Below are 15,514 nucleotides of genomic sequence, written 5' to 3'. Positions count from 1 at the left end.
TCTAAGAGTGAAAAGGGGATTTAAATAGACGCAAGCGGTTAGCGTTGCTCACGACTGTGATTGAGGACAAAGCCATTGCCGCTCCTGCAACTACAGGGCTAAGTAAAAAGCCAAAAGCGGGATAAAGCACACCAGCGGCAATGGGAATGCCGAAGGTGTTATAAATAAACGCGCCCAATAGGTTCTGCTTCATGTTTTTTACCGTCGCTTTAGAAAGAGCGATAGCATTGACTACGGCAAGCGGTGAGGAGTTGAGCAATGTCATTTGCGCACTCTCTATTGCGACATCACTGCCACTGCCCATTGCGATACCAATATCGGCTTGCGCAAGGGCTGGCGCATCATTAATACCATCACCGACCATGGCGACGATTTGGCCTTTCTCTTGTAACTGCACGATTTTTTGTGCTTTTTGATCCGGAAGTACTTGAGCAATCACTTGCTGTATGCCTAGCTGTTTGGCTATTGCAGTGGCCACGCTTTGGTTATCTCCGGTTAGCATCACGGTACGAATGTTCATTTTGTTCAGTGTGCTGATAGCTTGTGCAGCGTTAGGTTTGATTGGATCAGCAATTGCGATGAGACCTTTGAGTTCACCGTTAATGGCAACCGCGACCGGTGTCCAAGCTTGTTCTGCGTAGTGTTCAATGGTCGTTTGTGCTTGAGTAAGAGGAACGTCCAGTGACTCAAGGTGCGATAAAGAGGCAACGACGACGGAATCACCGCCAATATTTGCCATTAGCCCTTTGCCTCTTAGGTTGGTAAATTGCTCGACTTCGGCGCTGGTTGATACCAGCGGTTGCGCATAATGGCAGATAGCCTTGCCAAGAGGATGTTCAGAGCGCAATTCCAAAGCGTAAACAAGGGTTAACAATTTGCTATCTTCAATTCCCCACGTGACTAAGTTCTGAACGGTTGGCTTGCCTTGAGTGAGCGTACCTGTCTTATCAAATACTACAGTGGTGATTTTGCTTGCCGATTGCAATACATTGGCATCTCTGATCAAAATACCCATTTCAGCGGCTTTGCCAACTCCTACTGTAACCGAGAGTGGAGTAGCTAGACCCAAGGCACAAGGGCAGGCAATGATCAATACTGTTGTTGCAACCACTAGCATATAACTGGCCTTAGGTTCAGGGCCTACAAAGTACCAAATCAGAGCGGAAAACAGGGCAATCATAACCACTGTCGGTACAAAAATAGCGGATATCTGATCTGCCAGTTTGGCGATGGCTGGTTTACTGCTTTGCGCCTGACGCACCATTTGGATGATGCGCGAGAGCATGGTTTGCGCCCCTACGCCGGTGGCTTCGATGACTAAGCTGCCATCATGATTGATGGTACCTGCCGCAATGGCATCGCCTGCCACTTTTAGGACGGGGATCGGCTCGCCAGTGAGCATGGATTCATCAACATAAGATTCACCGCTGAGGACTTTGCCGTCTATCGGCACTTTTTCTCCCGGTTTTATGCGCAGTTGCATACCAAGTTGTACTAATTCAACTGCAATCTGTTGATCGCCTTGCGCCGTGATGCGTGTTGCTTGTTGTGGTTGCAAGTTAATTAAGGCTTGCAAGGAGTGGGTTGTCTTCGCTTTGGCTTTCGCCTCAATGTAGTGGCCCAGTGAAATCAAACCGATAATCATCGCGCTGGCTTCAAAATAAACATGACGCGAGGCGACGGGAAACCAAGTTGGGTAAATCACTACCAACATTGAATAGGCCCAAGCTGCTCCAGTTCCTAGGGCGACTAAGCTATCCATGGTGGCGCGCTTATGGGTTAACGCAAGCCAAGCATGGCTAAAAAAGTGGCGGCCAGCGGTGGCTAATAGGGCTAAGCACACAATGCCGATAACGCCCCAATATATTTGCTGCTGAGTGGTCACAATCATCATGCTGCCACCAAGAAGGCCCCAAAGCATTAACGGAATACCCATTATTAAACCTAGTAATGCATTGGTTTTATGTTGCTTTTGTAAATCAAGTGATTGCTGTTTTTGTTTTTCTTGCTGTTGGGCTGGATCATCGACTCGCTCTGCACGGTAGCCTGCATGAGTAATGGCATTGAGCAATTGCCGTTCAAGGTCAGCGATATCTGCTTGCGAGAGCACTAAGGCGCTTTGTTCCGCTAAATTGATTTGCGCTTTTTGTACGCCGTTAACGCTTAGAAGTGCTTTTTCCACCGAAGAAACACAGCTTGCGCAAGTCATTCCTTGGATCAGTAAGTGGGTACTAACCAAACCCGTTGTTGAGACTTCTGTCTCTTGTGCGAGTGGCTGTGTATCGCTAACCAAGGTTGTGGGTTGCGATGAGGGCAGAGGATCGCTGTTCGTGCTGAGCAAGGCTTGATAGCCTAAGGATTCGATAGCGGCGATGAGTTCACTTAAAGAGGCCGAAGTGCTCAGCTCGATGAATGTGGGTGACAGCTGGTGGATTTGTACCTCAAATTCTTGTTTGAAATGCTGCTCAAGTTTCTTCGCGCAACCCATGCATTTCAGCCCTGATAAAGGCAATTGAAAGCGTTTCATTGAAAAATTCCTCATAAAGCAACTCAATAGCTAGAAGCATAAACCTTACCTTTAGGGCAAGGTCAAGTTCCACTAAAGGAAAGTTAAGCGAATTTTAAGCGTTATTCTTGAGCGCAGAAAAACGAAAGGCAATCGAGGATTGTAGATTTAGCCGTCAGTGGTAAAATGTCGCCACTTTTTATCCTGGTACTTGCAGTGGACATGTTCTCCGCTGTCTTTTTATCCCTAAGGAAATCAAATGACGGTTAAAACTCGTTTTGCTCCTAGCCCGACAGGCTATCTTCACGTTGGTGGTGCGCGTACTGCACTTTACTCTTGGCTTTATGCAAAAAGCCAAGGTGGTGAGTTTGTTTTGCGTATTGAAGACACCGACCTAGAGCGCTCGACGCAAGAAGCCGTAGACGCGATTCTTGAAGGTATGACTTGGCTAGGTTTGAATTGGGATGAAGGCCCATATTTCCAAACTAAACATTTTGATCGTTATAACGAAGTTGTCGATAAGCTGCTTGCTGAAGATAAAGCCTACAAATGTTACGCCTCTAAAGAGCTGTTAGATGAAGTTCGTGCCGAGCAAGAAGCGAACAAAGAGATGCCGCGCTACGATGCTGATCACCCAAAAATCAAAGCGGTTAACGACGCCGCAAAAGAAGGGGATCCGTGTGTTATCCGTTTCCGTAATCCTAAAGAAGGCAGCGTAATTTTTGACGACCAGATCCGCGGTCGTATCGAAATCTCCAACAGCCAGATGGATGATCTGATCATTCGCCGTACCGATGGCTCACCCACCTATAACTTCTGTGTGGTGGTGGATGACTGGGATATGGGGATTACTCATGTCGTTCGTGGCGAAGATCACATCAACAACACACCTCGTCAAATCAACATTTACGAAGCGTTAGGTGCTCCTGTACCTGTGTTTGCGCACTGCGCAATGATCTTAGGTGACGACGGCGCGAAGCTATCTAAACGTCATGGCGCTGTTTCTGTGATGCAGTATCGCGATGAAGGTTATCTGCCTGAAGCACTGAATAACTATTTAGTTCGTCTAGGTTGGTCTCATGGCGACCAAGAAATTTTCTCGCGTGAAGAGATGATTCAGTTCTTCAGTTTAAATGCTATTAGCAAATCGGCATCTGCATTTAATACTGATAAGTTGTTGTGGCTGAACAATCACTACATCAAAACGTCAGAGCCTGAATATGTTGCAAAACACCTTGAATGGCACTTTGAGCAACAAGGCATCAATAAAGACAACGGCCCAGCATTAGCTGAGATCGTTAAACTGGTTGGTGAACGCTGCAATACCTTGGTTGAACTTGCTGCTCAATCTCGTTACTTCTTTGAAGATTTTGCTGAGTTTGATGCTGATGCGGCGAAAAAACACTTACGCGGTGTGGCTAAAGAGCCGCTAGCACTTGCTTTAAGCAAATTAGAAGCGTTGAGTGACTGGACAACGGAAAACCTGCACGCTGTCATCGCTCAAGTGTGTGAAGAGCTTGAAATCGGTATGGGTAAAATAGGCATGCCGCTGCGCGTTGCTGTCACTGGCGGTGGTCAATCGCCATCGGTTGATGCTGTTATGCAACTGATCGGCAAAGAGCGTGTCATTGCTCGTATCAATATGGCATTGGCCTTTATTGCTGAGCGTGAAGCGAACGCTCAATAAGTCAATCATACGAACAACGCTTTGAACCGCAGCTTATGCTGCGGTTTTTCTTTATATCGGCTTTGTTAAATCCTTTGGTGTAGAGCACTGACAATATTTCACAAAACGATGACAGAGAATAAACTAATGCGCTATTTAAGCTTTCTTTACATACAGTATAGTGGTTCCGAGTTATGTAGGTATGTGTGTAGGCGAAAAGTAAACCGTTTTTTGGGTACCGCAACCGCATTATGATAACGATAAATAGGAAAGGAAAAAGTATGAAAAAGTTAGCAGCAGCAGTTTCAATGGCGCTTGTTTTTGCATCTTCTGCCGCAATGGCTGAAGTATACGTAGGTGCTAAAGTTGGTAAATCTTGGCTTGATGACGCTTGTCGTGCTGGAGATGTGTGTGAAGATGAATCTTCTACCGTCGGTGCTTACCTTGGTTACCAAGCGTTTAATTGGCTTTCATTAGAGGCAGGTTACGATTACTTGGGCAAATTTAGTGGTGCGGGGCTGAATGATGAAAAAGTAACGGCCATTACACTCGCACCGAAAGTCAGCCTTCCTTTGACTGATGCCATTGCCTTATATGCTAAAGTCGGCGGTGCTTATGTTGATTATGGCAATAAAGATGATTACTCATATTTAGGTGCCGCTGGTATTGAGTTCAACACCGATAATAACGTCACTTTACGCTTGGAATATCAAAGCCTCACCGATATTAATAACGATCTTGTCCGAGCGGCAGGTAACTCGGCTACCTTAGGTGTTTCGTATAAATTTGGTGGAAGTAAAGCAGAACCTGCGCCAGTCATCGTGCAAGAGGTGTTTGTTGAAGAAGTTGTACAGCCAGTGGTTGAGCCTGTCGTTATTCCCCAAGAACCTGAAACGGTTGTTAAGCATGTGCCATTTCAACGTTTGGACAGCAGTAGTTTTGCCCATAACAGTACTAAGCTAACAGCAGAGAGTACTAACCAGCTCGATAAACTAGTGAAATATTTGCAAGCTTACCCACAAGCCGATGCTGAAATTATTGGTCATACTGACTCAACTGGCGCTGCGGCTTACAACCAGAAACTATCAGAAAAACGCGCACAAGTTGTTGCTGATGTTGTGATTGCTAAAGGTGTGGATGCGAACCGTCTTACCGTAAAAGGTGAAGGGGAAAATAGCCCAATCGCATCGAATGATACAGTCGAAGGTCGAAAGCAAAACCGTCGTGTTGATATCGTTATTCCAAGCTTTGATTATGAAGTGAAATAATAACGCTTAAGTATTAGAAAATAGAGAAAGCCCGTGAAAAACGCGGGCTTTCTTCTTGTAAAACAATGGATTTGAGCCTCTAACCGCTCCGGTATCACGCCACGTTATTTCAAATCAATACTATTCAATCGGCCCATGTAGACAAGAATATCCAAGTCTTCTTTATAAGCCTCTAATAGCGCCTTTTTCGTCTTGGTATAAGCGGCAAGCTTGCCATGTTTGTTGATCGAACAAACGACGCTTTGAAATATACAGTTACCTTTTTCATCATAGTGTCTCCAAGCCGCGATATAACAAGGATCCCGAGCTTCCGGGTTATCGAGCGTTGGTCTGGGTTTGTATATGATTTTAGGTTCTAAACTGTGTGGTAGGCGAGTCATCAAATAGGGATCTTTGAGCAGACGACGCCAATGTTTGCCCCACATCTCTGAACCTAATTCATTACGCAGCTTTATCGCCTTTTTAAGCCCTTTTTTCTCACCAATACGGATATAGCCGACAGAACGGTGCAGCACCGTATCATCCGGCGTATGGATATGAATTTTATAGGCGGTCTTTGCTTTAGAGATAAAGCGGTGACCAGTATTCGTGATTAGATTGCTCTTTTTCATCATTTTTTCTATCGATAAATCTGTTAATACTAATTCTAGATTATTTGACATAGAACTTACAGTAAGCACTGTATATGAATCATAGTGGCTCAAATCAATATTAGGTCAGTTTTTCGTCATAAGAAAAAAGCCTCAACACCGGTTGGGGGTTGAGGCTTTATCAAAATGGCGCTCCCGACAGGAGTCGAACCTGTGGCCTGCCCCTTAGGAGGGGGCCGCTCTATCCTACTGAGCTACGGGAGCAAGGTGGGATAGTTTACTCAATAATTTTGTGAAGTTAACTAGTTAAAACGAAAATTAAAGCTGTTTGTGCATAACATCGCCAATTTGTATGCTGGAGGCGAGATTTTCTTGATCAACACTCAGCTCCGCTTCGTTTTCATAGACGCGAGTAACCGTAAGGGTAATATCACTTTGAGTCACTTTATTTCGTGGTAGCCCTTTCTGATCAATGAATGAACCTGTATGCCACAACTGCAATTGGTCACCGGTTTTAACGCCATGCACACGTCCTAAATCCATCGTGATGGTGTTACCATATTTAGCAACCACTTCGGGGAGTGTTATTTTACATGAAAGTTCGGATTCAAGATCAAGCATGATATTTCGGCTGACACGCAGCATCATGCTGCCAAAGGTTGAAGCCCAAAAACGAGCACTACTAGTATCTATCTGACTGGTTTTGGCGAAGGGCCATTTAGCGACTTCTCTATAATGTCTAGTCATGACTTCTTGGCCTGTTTTGCCATCAAAAACTTGGATTTGCATAGCAAATTGACGGTTAATCACATCATCGGCGAGTAATTTTTGCTCTATCGTGGCAGTTAAATCGGTGATGGTTCCCCCCAAAATGTACTGCGCCCCCGTGTCCTCTGCAATCATGGTTAAGCGTCCTGGGTGCTGTTTTTCAATTGCATAATCTGTGGTGCCAACCGACACAAAACTGCGAGATTCTTGATCGAGTTGACGGTTGAGTACCTGTGCAAAATCATCTCCCACACTGTAAATTTGCCCCATAACCGCCTGTTGTGGCGATGCAAGATCAATGTTGCCCACTAAAAACGTTTTCTTATATTGGCTAACGTGGCAACCTGTTGCCGAAGGATAAATATCAATTCGAGCTTTAACATACATCACTCCCCGACGTGTTTTATTCTCTTCAACTAACACATAGCGTACTTCATGGTTAGTAAACTGGTACTCTTTACGGTCTGATTCCAGCAGTGGTCGTAAGTTACTGATACTACCGATGTCTGCCCCGGCAAAGTTTACCGCCTTATAGATGGCATCTTCCAATGCATTGAGGCGAGCGACTTCCTCTGAGGAAACAATGGCTGACGATCCGGTCACTTCATACCAAGCAGCATTAACGGCTTGAGAAAAGGTAATTGTGTAACATATTGAAAATAAAACAGAAATAATTTTTTTCATTGTTATTTACCAGTTGGGTATAAATTTTGCTTTTAAAATCTTAGCTGATGTAGGCAGTGCGTTTTGAAAGTGTAACAAGTTTTGAAAAGCAAAGAGTGTTCCAAGTTTTTTAATCTGAAGTTTGGAATCAAGATTGCCTCAGTATATCTGGAGATAAGAGAATGAAAAAATGGCTTTCGATAGTGCCAGCAGTTTTGTTAACTGCTTGTGCCTACGCCCCGATTTATAACGGTAAAGAGCCATACAATGGTTCACAGTTTATGCTAATGGAGAGCCCACGTCACACGTTGGACTTCTTTGTTGAAAGCATGACAGAAGATTTGATGGTGTCCAATACTAGTGTTTCTGCTCGCACTCCTATTGCTGTAACATCGTTTGTGGACCTGCAAAGTATGGATGCGACTAACTGGTTGGGTAACTCGGTTTCTGAAGGATTTATCCATCAGTTTCAGCGTCGAGGATTTAAAGTGGTTGATTTCAAAACCACAGGCTCGATTCAGGTAACGCAGCAAGGTGATTTTGCTTTCAGTCGTGACTGGAAAGACCTCGCTCAAGAGCAAGAAATCCAATACATACTGACAGGGACAATGCTTCGTCAAGAAGGCGGTGTATTAGTCAATGCTCGTGTTGTGGGAATGCAGTCTCGTGTTGTGGTTGCTACCGCACAAGGCTTTTTACCTGCTGATCGTATTGGTCGTGATCTTGATACGCTCAACAGTATCCGTACACAAGATGGTGTGTTAATTCGCTCTGACCCTACGATTAAGCAGCCGTATACTGTTATCTTGCGCCCATAGGAGAAACCAATGAAAAAATGGCTATTACTTCTAGTGACTATCATGATGGTGGGTTGCCAGCCATTACAAACCATGCGCGCTGATGAATGGTTGACGGCGGTAGGTTATGCCAATATCAGTGAGCAAACTGGGCGTAGTGTGGATGAAAAGCAAGTCCGTGCAATGCGTGCCTCTAAAATCGATGCTTATCGCGAACTGGCAGAGCAAGTCTATGGAATGCGAGTGAGTGGTCGTGCTGAACTACAAGATCAGCGATTGGGCACAGAGCTGACGTCGGGAGCGGTTGATGGTGTTATCCGCGGAGCAGAAGTGGTCCGCAGTTATAAGGTGGGTGACAGTTATGTTACTGAGTTACGTCTCGATATCCGTAAGATGGATAAACTGCGTGACTACGGCGAAGTTCAGCAAGTACCAGAAAAACGTCAACAAACACTCTTCTAAATCTTCCTTCTCTCCAGATCGAAAAAGCGGCAAAGTTTGCCGCTTTTCTGTTTAATTCGTTTCAGCTTAAAAAATTTAGTCACTCAGCTGCATGTTGGTTACGCTTTAATATTGGTCCCTAAAGTGGACACAGTGTGGGTTTGCCCACCAGCGTTATACGTCATGCCAATTTTTCCGTGGCTTTGCTGCATCAAATTATTGAGTTTATTAAAACTGAGTTGTGCACGTTGTAGCGCTTCACCATTAACAAGGTTTGCTTGCTGGCAATCGTGAACAATGGAACGAATTTGATCAACGATTTGCGACAGGAGTACATCTTCAGCCAGGCTCACGACATGAGGATGTTTCGCAATTCGGAGGTCAGTTTGTTGAAGTTGTCCAACTAAGGTCATCTTTTGTTTGGCAATAGCTTCGATTTCACTTGATGAACGGCCCGTAATTGCTAACTTTTCTTGTTCAAGTAGCGAAGAGAGTTCTAGTGCATTTTTCAATTGGAAATCGACTAAGTCTTTTAATACAGCCATTGTATGTTGCCTTAATTAGTCAAAAGTAGGGCTAGTTAAAACCACCCAACTCTTTTTCAAATTTAATCATATTATCAGCCAACTTTTCTGGGTCGACTCTATATGAGCCATTGGCTATCGCATCTTTAATTGCAGCGACTTTGGCACTATCAAAACTTGGCTGAGATACCATTTGGTTGTGCATTTCACCAATGGCCTTACCTTGGGTACTAAGTGATACCGCATCTTGATTTTGAGGTGAACGAGTGACCGAGCCGGATGTCGATGGAGATGCATTCGATTCAGTACGAGCATTACTACGATTTGTCGTCGTTAATGTTTGCCCCGAACGTATGTTATCAATACCTGCCATATGTGAGCCTTATTAATAATAATGGAAACCTGTACAGTCAATATCGACGGTGCTTGTGATTACTTTAGCTTTTTTTTCTGTTTCACTTTCTTAACAACGTAAACACATTTAGAAGTGTAATGAAAGCGTTAAAATTGAACCGTGACTTCGCCAATACCGGTTACTTGTGCATCTATTATACGGTTTGATTTATCATTTTTCACTTTTATCTGCTCACCAAAAATACCATCACTTAAAGCGGTTCCTTTGGTTGTGATGATCATTCCCTGCTTGACTGCTTGAATCATAACGTTTTCATTACGACATACGACGCATATATCATCTTGCTCAACGACATCGCCAATACGCATGTTTTTTTTCACTTTAGCTCCGACGATACGATTTATATCGGAAAAACCTTGTCGTCTAAAGCGGTGTAAGTCTACCATTGTAATCAAGACATCTTGCTGCGTAATTTGCTGCCCACGAGAAATGGGTACGGCAACGGTGACAAGTGGCAGTGAAATGGTCAGTCTTACAGGAACATAAATTTTCCAGTTATCTTCAATGCATTCAACCAGAACTGTGATATTACTTGCAGAACCATTACTGGATGAGGAAGAGGTCGATAACGGTGTGGGGCAGTCGGTGGCATAAATTCGGTCATCAACATTTGCCGCTTTTACGTTTAACTCCCCGCTGGGAGGCCACTCAATTGTTTCTAAAACATGTTGTTCCGCAGCTTGTTGAATGGCTTCAACTTGCGGCAAAGTGGCAGAATGAAGAGAAAAATTAAAGAAAAACAATAAAAAGCCGATAGAGAGATAAAAATTTCTATAGAAAGCTCTACACTTAGTTATGGAAAGTAGATGTAAACATATTTTTGTATGCATCATTCTGTTTCTCTGGTTTCTTCATAGCCTGTAGTAGACTACCACTTTTTTGCATAAAAGTTTGAGATGGAGATGAGCTTATGACGGGTATTCTTGATTCTGTGAATCAGCGTACGCAACTCGTTGGTCAAAACCGATTAGAACTCTTAACGTTTCGTCTAATGGGACGGCAACGTTATGGTATCAACGTATTTAAAGTTAAAGAGGTACTCCAGTGCCCGAAGTTAACTTTGATGCCCAATTTACATCGCCTAGTCAAAGGTGTTGCTCATATTCGTGGTCAAACCGTTTCTGTCATTGATTTGAGTTTGGCCGTGGGCGGACGTCCCACCGCGGACCTTGATAAGTGTTTTGTGGTCATTGCTGAATTCAACCGATCTATCCAAGCTTTCTTGGTCAGCTCGGTGGATCGAATTGTCAACATGCACTGGGAAGCCATTCTTCCTCCACCAGATGGCTCAGGCAAAGATAACTACTTAACCGCAGTCACCAATATTGATAACGAATTGGTAGAAATTCTCGATGTAGAGAAAATTTTGGCAGAGATTTCTCCGGTTAATGAGACAATGGATTCATCTATTGGTGAATCGATCGCCCAAGTAGAAACAGAAAAAGAGATCATCCGTCGAATTTTAATTGCCGATGACTCAACCGTTGCGCGTAAACAGGTTCAAAGAGCAGTAGAATCGATAGGTTTTGAAGTCGTTGCTGTTAAAGATGGTAAAGAGGCGTATGAAAAATTGATCGAGATGGCAGCAGAAGGGCCAATTTACAATCAAATATCTTTAGTGATCTCTGATATTGAAATGCCTGAAATGGACGGCTATACATTAACAGCAGAGATACGTAGAAATTCAGATTTGAAAGATCTATACGTTATTCTTCACTCTTCACTGAGCGGCGTTTTTAACCAAGCCATGGTTGAGCGAGTGGGTGCAAACTCATTCATTGCTAAATTCAACCCTGATGAGCTTGGGAATGCGGTGAAAGCTGCACTAGTTAACTAAAGAGAAATTAATGACTGCTATAACTATAAGCGATCAAGAATATCGCGATTTCAGCCGTTTTTTGGAATCTCAGTGCGGGATTGTACTTGGAGATAGCAAACAGTACTTAGTGAGAAGTCGCTTAAGTCCACTGGTTGCTAAATTCAAGTTAACCTCTCTTTCTGACTTGTTACGTGATGTGGTTACGGGGCGAAACCGTGAGCTACGAGTTGCAGCGGTCGATGCCATGACCACCAACGAAACACTGTGGTTCCGTGATGCTTACCCATTCACCGTTTTAGCGGAACGTCTATTACCCGAGGTCGCTGCAAATAAACGCCCTATAAAAATTTGGTCAGCGGCAAGCTCTTCAGGTCAAGAGCCTTACTCAATGGCGATGACGGTGCTGGAAACTCAACAGCGCAAGCCGGGTATGTTGCCGAGCGTAGCCATCACCGCGACGGATATTTCTGCCAGCATGCTGGATATGTGTAAAGCGGGGATTTATGACAATTTAGCACTTGGCAGAGGGTTATCACCGGAGCGTCGTAAAATCTTTTTTGAGGATGCTGGTGATGGCCGAATGAAAATCAAAGATAACGTTAAGCGTTTAGTTAACTTCCGTCCTCAGAACTTAATGGAGAGCTATGCCTTATTGGGTAAATTCGATATTATTTTCTGTCGTAACGTTTTGATTTATTTCTCACCTGATATGAAGTCGAAAGTATTAAATCAAATGGCTAGTAGCTTAAACCCCGGTGGCTACTTATTGCTCGGCGCATCGGAGTCACTGACAGGATTGACCGATAAGTTTGAAATGGTTCGTTGTAACCCTGGCATCATTTATAAACTCAAATAGCCACATTCTTACGTTGAGTTACTTGCCCAGCTTTTGCTGGGCTTTTTCTTTCCCTTAATTTCGTTTTGATTGGTGAGATTTACTGAAGTTGTGGGCGACAAGTGGATAAAGCGGCGTATATTTTGCTTACATTTCGACGGATTCTTATTTAGATAAAATTGTTGTAAACACGGTTCGTTTTTTAAGTTGGTACGTTAATTGCTTTTAATATGAGTAGTAACAGTCAGTTTTTAGTGTAGAGGCAAACATGGCTATTTCTTTTGATAACGCATTAGGTATTCACCAACACACGGTTGGTGTACGTGAGCGCAATGCTGAGGTGATTTCCACCAATATTGCACAGGCGAACACACCGGGCTTTAAAGCAAAAGGAATGGACTTTCAAAAAGCATTGCAGGCGGCAAGTTCAGGGGCAAGCATTGGTCTTAGCCGTACGGATGGTCGGCATATATCTGCCTCCACGAAAGTAACTGGCGAGAGTCTCTATCGAATTCCGACTCAACCTGATACGGGTGATGGCAACACGGTGGACGTAGATTTAGAGCGTAACTTGTTTATGCAAAACCAGATCAGACACCAAGCCTCACTGGACTTCTTAGGAAGTAAATTCAAGAACTTAACGAAAGCAATCAAAGGGGAATAAGTAGATGAGCTTATTTAATGTGTTCAATGTGACTGGTTCTGCAATGAGTGCTGAATCTGTTCGTCTAAATACGACCTCAAGTAACTTAGCCAATGCGGATAGTGTGAGTAGTTCGGCGAAAGATACTTACAAAGCGCGTCACGCGGTGTTTGGTGCAGAGTTAAGTAAAGCGCGTTATAACCGTGATCATAATGTACCTGTAAAAGTATTAGGTATTGTTGAAAGCGATAAACCGCTTAACGCAGAATATAACCCAGATCACCCACTTGCCAACGATGAAGGCTATATTTACAAGCCTAATGTCAATGTGATGGAAGAGATGGCTAACATGATTTCGGCTTCTCGTTCTTATCAAACGAACGTGCAGGTGGCTGATGCAAGTAAACAAATGCTGCTGCGCACGCTGCAGATGGGTCAATAGGATAAGGAGGTAGCGTATGGCCGGAATAAATAACATTGGTCAAAGCGGCTTGTCTTATATTGACCAGCTGAAAAGTCTTCAAGACCAAAAGAAAACAGAAGAGACAACGGGGAAGCAAGATCTTAAACAAGAAGACTTCCTATCGTTACTCACCAAACAACTGGCTCAGCAAGATCCTTTTAAACCGGTCAGTAATGACCAGATGATCGCCCAAATGGCGTCATTTGCCACAGTTGATGGTATCGGCAAAATGAACACTCAGTTTGAGAGTCTCAACTCGTCGATGACATCCAACCAAGCTCTACAGGCTTCATCACTGGTTGGCCGTGATGTGTTAGTACCTGGAGCGGCAGGGATCAAAAAAGAGGGTGCTGGGATGGCTGCGATGGTCAAACTTCCTCAAAGTTTAGAGAACTTGTTTGTCCGAATAGAGAATGAAGCTGGACAATTGGTTCGTACCTTTGATGTCGGGGCTAAATCAGCCGGTGATAATCGCGTTGAATGGGACGGTAACGATCAAAACGGTAATCCATTGCCGGGCGGCAAATACCAAGTGAAAGCTTCGGGTTTGCTCGATGGAGAAAGCAAGGAGTTTGCGGTATCGACTTACGCAAACGTCAATAGCGTTCTGCTGGGTAAAGGTGATGGTAACGTACTGCTCAATCTGGCTGGATTTACATCGCCAGTTAAACTTGCTGAAGTACTAGAAGTTGGCAAAGCGTAACTCTTTATAGAGTAGATATGCTAGCTAGATAGGAGATTTTGGAATGTCGTATATATCATTAAGCGGTTTATCCGCAGCTCAGTTAGATCTGAACACCACCAGTAACAACATTGCTAACGCGAATACCTTTGGTTTTAAAGAGTCGCGTGCTGAGTTTGGTGATGTTTACTCAACCTCATTGTTTACCAACTCCAAAACGACTCCTGGTCAAGGTGTTCAGGCGAACAAAGTGGCACAACAATTTCACGAAGGTTCCAGTATTTATACTAATAACCCGATGGACTTGCGCGTTGCGGGAACGGGGTTCTTTGCGGTTGCGAAAGATAAGCTGACGCCTCAACAAAATGAGTTGACCAGAAATGGTGCTTTCCACCTCGATAAAAATGATTACATGGTAACGTCAAATGACGAGTTTTTGCTTGGCTATGATGTTAACCCTGATACTGGTGATGTTCTTTCGTATGAGCCAAAACCTATCAATATTCCTGCTCAGTTTGGTAAACCTAAACAAACAGCCAATGTTGAACTTGGCGCGAACTTGCCAGCTAATGGCAAGTTAAAAGACCCAACCTTGTTTGATATTACTGATCCTGAGACGTACAACCGTACCACCTCATCGACAGTCTACGATTCGATGGGTCAGCCTTATAAGTTGACATCCTATTACCTCAAAGATCAGACGCAAGCTAACACATGGCAAACCTATTACACCGTGACGGATAAAACTGGTGAAAAACCAATCAATGTAGTTGGTGGTGATGCTACTACGCCGACGGGTCATATTGGGCATACCATGAAGTTTAATAATGATGGTACGCTAGCCAGCATGAATAATGGTCAGCAAATTGTAACCGAGCCTTTAGGTTTGGGGGCAAACCCAGTTGAACTCAACGGTGCTGATGCCAACCAAACATTGTCGTTCAGTCTCGATTCGGCTACGCAATTTGCCGCTCCATTTGAGTTGACTAAATTTGTACAAGATGGCGCAACCACGGGCTTTTTGACGAAGATCGATTTCGATGAAAATGGCAGTGTGCTAGCCACTTACTCAAATGGTCAAAATACCATTCTAGGACGTGTGGGGCTTGTCCGCGTAGCCAATGAACAGGGCTTAGATAAAAAAGGCGGTACGCAGTGGGATTCGACTCAATTCTCAGGTGATAAAATTTGGGGTGAATCAAACAAAGGCTCATTTGGTACCATCAGCAATGGTGTTATTGAACAATCCAACATTGATATGACTCAAGAGCTGGTGGATCTTATCTCTGCTCAGCGTAACTTCCAAGCGAACTCGCGTGCGCTTGAAGTTCACAACCAGCTACAACAAAACATACTGCAGATCCGTTAATTCTTTTAACGTCATCCAATGGCAATACCAAGTTAGCGGCAATGTTAGCTTGGTATTGTTGCCAT

Annotated in this window: 16 protein-coding genes and 1 tRNA gene; 10 read left to right on the top strand and 7 right to left on the bottom strand. The window is 43.9% G+C overall.

The window, feature by feature from the left end:
* Position 1: 1 nt before the first annotated feature.
* Positions 2-2,527: a heavy metal translocating P-type ATPase gene (locus AACQ79_RS06170; RefSeq protein ID WP_249339184.1), complete on the bottom strand. Its 2,526-nt coding sequence runs from the start codon at positions 2,525-2,527 to the stop codon at positions 2-4.
* Positions 2,528-2,765: 238 nt separating this feature from the next.
* Between AACQ79_RS06170 and gltX the strand changes: the two genes are divergently transcribed.
* Together gltX and AACQ79_RS06160 are read left to right on the top strand one after the other, a co-directional pair.
* Positions 2,766-4,193, top strand: a complete 1,428-nt coding sequence (gene gltX / locus AACQ79_RS06165; RefSeq protein WP_013856240.1) for a glutamate--tRNA ligase — start codon at positions 2,766-2,768, stop codon at positions 4,191-4,193.
* 260 nt (positions 4,194-4,453) lie between these two features.
* Positions 4,454-5,440 carry an OmpA family protein gene (locus AACQ79_RS06160; protein WP_170898768.1) on the top strand — a complete coding sequence of 329 codons (987 nt, stop codon included), beginning with the start codon at positions 4,454-4,456 and terminating at the stop codon, positions 5,438-5,440.
* 104 nt (positions 5,441-5,544) lie between these two features.
* On the opposite strand, the gene AACQ79_RS06155 is transcribed toward AACQ79_RS06160, so the two are convergent.
* The 3 genes from AACQ79_RS06155 to AACQ79_RS06145 form a co-directional block, all read right to left on the bottom strand.
* Positions 5,545-6,051 (bottom strand): Fe3+-citrate ABC transporter substrate-binding protein, encoded by a 507-nt coding sequence (locus AACQ79_RS06155; RefSeq protein ID WP_029189872.1) that lies wholly within the window; start codon positions 6,049-6,051, stop codon positions 5,545-5,547.
* Positions 6,052-6,217: 166 nt separating this feature from the next.
* Positions 6,218-6,294 (bottom strand) — tRNA-Arg (locus tag AACQ79_RS06150).
* 54 nt (positions 6,295-6,348) lie between these two features.
* Complete coding sequence (locus AACQ79_RS06145) at positions 6,349-7,482, bottom strand: flagellar assembly protein FlgT (protein ID WP_170898766.1); 1,134 nt, start codon at positions 7,480-7,482, stop codon at positions 6,349-6,351.
* Positions 7,483-7,643: 161 nt separating this feature from the next.
* On the opposite strand from AACQ79_RS06145, the gene AACQ79_RS06140 reads away from it, so the two are divergent.
* Complete coding sequence (locus AACQ79_RS06140; RefSeq protein WP_013856244.1) at positions 7,644-8,279, top strand: FlgO family outer membrane protein; 636 nt, start codon at positions 7,644-7,646, stop codon at positions 8,277-8,279.
* 9 nt (positions 8,280-8,288) lie between these two features.
* On the top strand, positions 8,289-8,720 hold the full coding sequence (gene flgP / locus AACQ79_RS06135) for a flagellar assembly lipoprotein FlgP (RefSeq protein WP_017043110.1): 432 nt from the start codon (positions 8,289-8,291) through the stop codon (positions 8,718-8,720).
* Between the two features lie 98 nt (positions 8,721-8,818).
* Here the strand turns inward: flgP and AACQ79_RS06130 are convergent, their stop codons facing one another.
* The 3 genes from AACQ79_RS06130 to flgA form a co-directional block, all read right to left on the bottom strand.
* Positions 8,819-9,244 (bottom strand): flagella synthesis protein FlgN, encoded by a 426-nt coding sequence (locus tag AACQ79_RS06130; RefSeq protein WP_094132030.1) that lies wholly within the window; start codon positions 9,242-9,244, stop codon positions 8,819-8,821.
* A 31-nt stretch (positions 9,245-9,275) separates the two neighbouring features.
* Positions 9,276-9,596: a flagellar biosynthesis anti-sigma factor FlgM gene (gene flgM, locus AACQ79_RS06125; protein ID WP_013856247.1), complete on the bottom strand. Its 321-nt coding sequence runs from the start codon at positions 9,594-9,596 to the stop codon at positions 9,276-9,278.
* A 128-nt stretch (positions 9,597-9,724) separates the two neighbouring features.
* The gene (gene flgA, locus AACQ79_RS06120; protein ID WP_013856248.1) at positions 9,725-10,471 is read right to left on the bottom strand and encodes a flagellar basal body P-ring formation chaperone FlgA; all 747 of its coding nucleotides are present in this window, start codon (positions 10,469-10,471) and stop codon (positions 9,725-9,727) included.
* 77 nt (positions 10,472-10,548) lie between these two features.
* Here flgA and AACQ79_RS06115 point away from each other — a divergent pair, with 77 nt between their 5' ends.
* The 6 genes from AACQ79_RS06115 (at position 10,549) to flgE (ending at position 15,449) form a co-directional block, all read left to right on the top strand.
* Complete coding sequence (locus AACQ79_RS06115) at positions 10,549-11,475, top strand: chemotaxis protein CheV (RefSeq protein WP_013856249.1); 927 nt, start codon at positions 10,549-10,551, stop codon at positions 11,473-11,475.
* Positions 11,476-11,485: 10 nt separating this feature from the next.
* Positions 11,486-12,313, top strand: coding sequence for a protein-glutamate O-methyltransferase (locus tag AACQ79_RS06110; RefSeq protein ID WP_013856250.1), 828 nt, complete (start codon positions 11,486-11,488; stop codon positions 12,311-12,313).
* Positions 12,314-12,560: 247 nt separating this feature from the next.
* Positions 12,561-12,956 (top strand): flagellar basal body rod protein FlgB, encoded by a 396-nt coding sequence (flgB, locus tag AACQ79_RS06105; RefSeq protein WP_013856251.1) that lies wholly within the window; start codon positions 12,561-12,563, stop codon positions 12,954-12,956.
* Positions 12,957-12,960: 4 nt separating this feature from the next.
* Positions 12,961-13,377, top strand: a complete 417-nt coding sequence (gene flgC, locus AACQ79_RS06100; protein WP_010319383.1) for a flagellar basal body rod protein FlgC — start codon at positions 12,961-12,963, stop codon at positions 13,375-13,377.
* 16 nt (positions 13,378-13,393) lie between these two features.
* Positions 13,394-14,101: a flagellar hook assembly protein FlgD gene (gene flgD / locus AACQ79_RS06095; RefSeq protein ID WP_013856252.1), complete on the top strand. Its 708-nt coding sequence runs from the start codon at positions 13,394-13,396 to the stop codon at positions 14,099-14,101.
* A gap of 43 nt (positions 14,102-14,144) precedes the next feature.
* Complete coding sequence (gene flgE, locus AACQ79_RS06090) at positions 14,145-15,449, top strand: flagellar hook protein FlgE (RefSeq protein ID WP_088732774.1); 1,305 nt, start codon at positions 14,145-14,147, stop codon at positions 15,447-15,449.
* The last annotated feature ends 65 nt before the right edge of the window (positions 15,450-15,514 follow it).

The sequence above is a fragment of the Vibrio sp. 3-2(1) genome, assembly GCF_963887575.1.
In the GTDB taxonomy this organism is placed as follows: Bacteria; Pseudomonadota; Gammaproteobacteria; order Enterobacterales; family Vibrionaceae; genus Vibrio; species Vibrio anguillarum.
The sequence above is the reverse complement of the archived record's forward strand: the minus strand, read 5'-3'. Positions and strand labels throughout refer to the sequence as shown.

Bases quoted from the DNA above. Each gene is read 5' to 3' on its own strand.
- AACQ79_RS06170 (WP_249339184.1), bottom strand. From the start codon at position 2,527: ATGAAACGCTTTCAATTGCCTTTATCAGGGCTGAAATGCATGGGTTGC.
- gltX (WP_013856240.1), top strand. From the start codon at position 2,766: ATGACGGTTAAAACTCGTTTTGCTCCTAGCCCGACAGGCTATCTTCAC.
- AACQ79_RS06160 (WP_170898768.1), top strand. From the start codon at position 4,454: ATGAAAAAGTTAGCAGCAGCAGTTTCAATGGCGCTTGTTTTTGCATCT.
- AACQ79_RS06155 (WP_029189872.1), bottom strand. From the start codon at position 6,051: ATGAAAAAGAGCAATCTAATCACGAATACTGGTCACCGCTTTATCTCT.
- AACQ79_RS06145 (WP_170898766.1), bottom strand. From the start codon at position 7,482: ATGAAAAAAATTATTTCTGTTTTATTTTCAATATGTTACACAATTACC.
- AACQ79_RS06140 (WP_013856244.1), top strand. From the start codon at position 7,644: ATGAAAAAATGGCTTTCGATAGTGCCAGCAGTTTTGTTAACTGCTTGT.
- flgP (WP_017043110.1), top strand. From the start codon at position 8,289: ATGAAAAAATGGCTATTACTTCTAGTGACTATCATGATGGTGGGTTGC.
- AACQ79_RS06130 (WP_094132030.1), bottom strand. From the start codon at position 9,244: ATGGCTGTATTAAAAGACTTAGTCGATTTCCAATTGAAAAATGCACTA.
- flgM (WP_013856247.1), bottom strand. From the start codon at position 9,596: ATGGCAGGTATTGATAACATACGTTCGGGGCAAACATTAACGACGACA.
- flgA (WP_013856248.1), bottom strand. From the start codon at position 10,471: ATGATGCATACAAAAATATGTTTACATCTACTTTCCATAACTAAGTGT.
- AACQ79_RS06115 (WP_013856249.1), top strand. From the start codon at position 10,549: ATGACGGGTATTCTTGATTCTGTGAATCAGCGTACGCAACTCGTTGGT.
- AACQ79_RS06110 (WP_013856250.1), top strand. From the start codon at position 11,486: ATGACTGCTATAACTATAAGCGATCAAGAATATCGCGATTTCAGCCGT.
- flgB (WP_013856251.1), top strand. From the start codon at position 12,561: ATGGCTATTTCTTTTGATAACGCATTAGGTATTCACCAACACACGGTT.
- flgC (WP_010319383.1), top strand. From the start codon at position 12,961: ATGAGCTTATTTAATGTGTTCAATGTGACTGGTTCTGCAATGAGTGCT.
- flgD (WP_013856252.1), top strand. From the start codon at position 13,394: ATGGCCGGAATAAATAACATTGGTCAAAGCGGCTTGTCTTATATTGAC.
- flgE (WP_088732774.1), top strand. From the start codon at position 14,145: ATGTCGTATATATCATTAAGCGGTTTATCCGCAGCTCAGTTAGATCTG.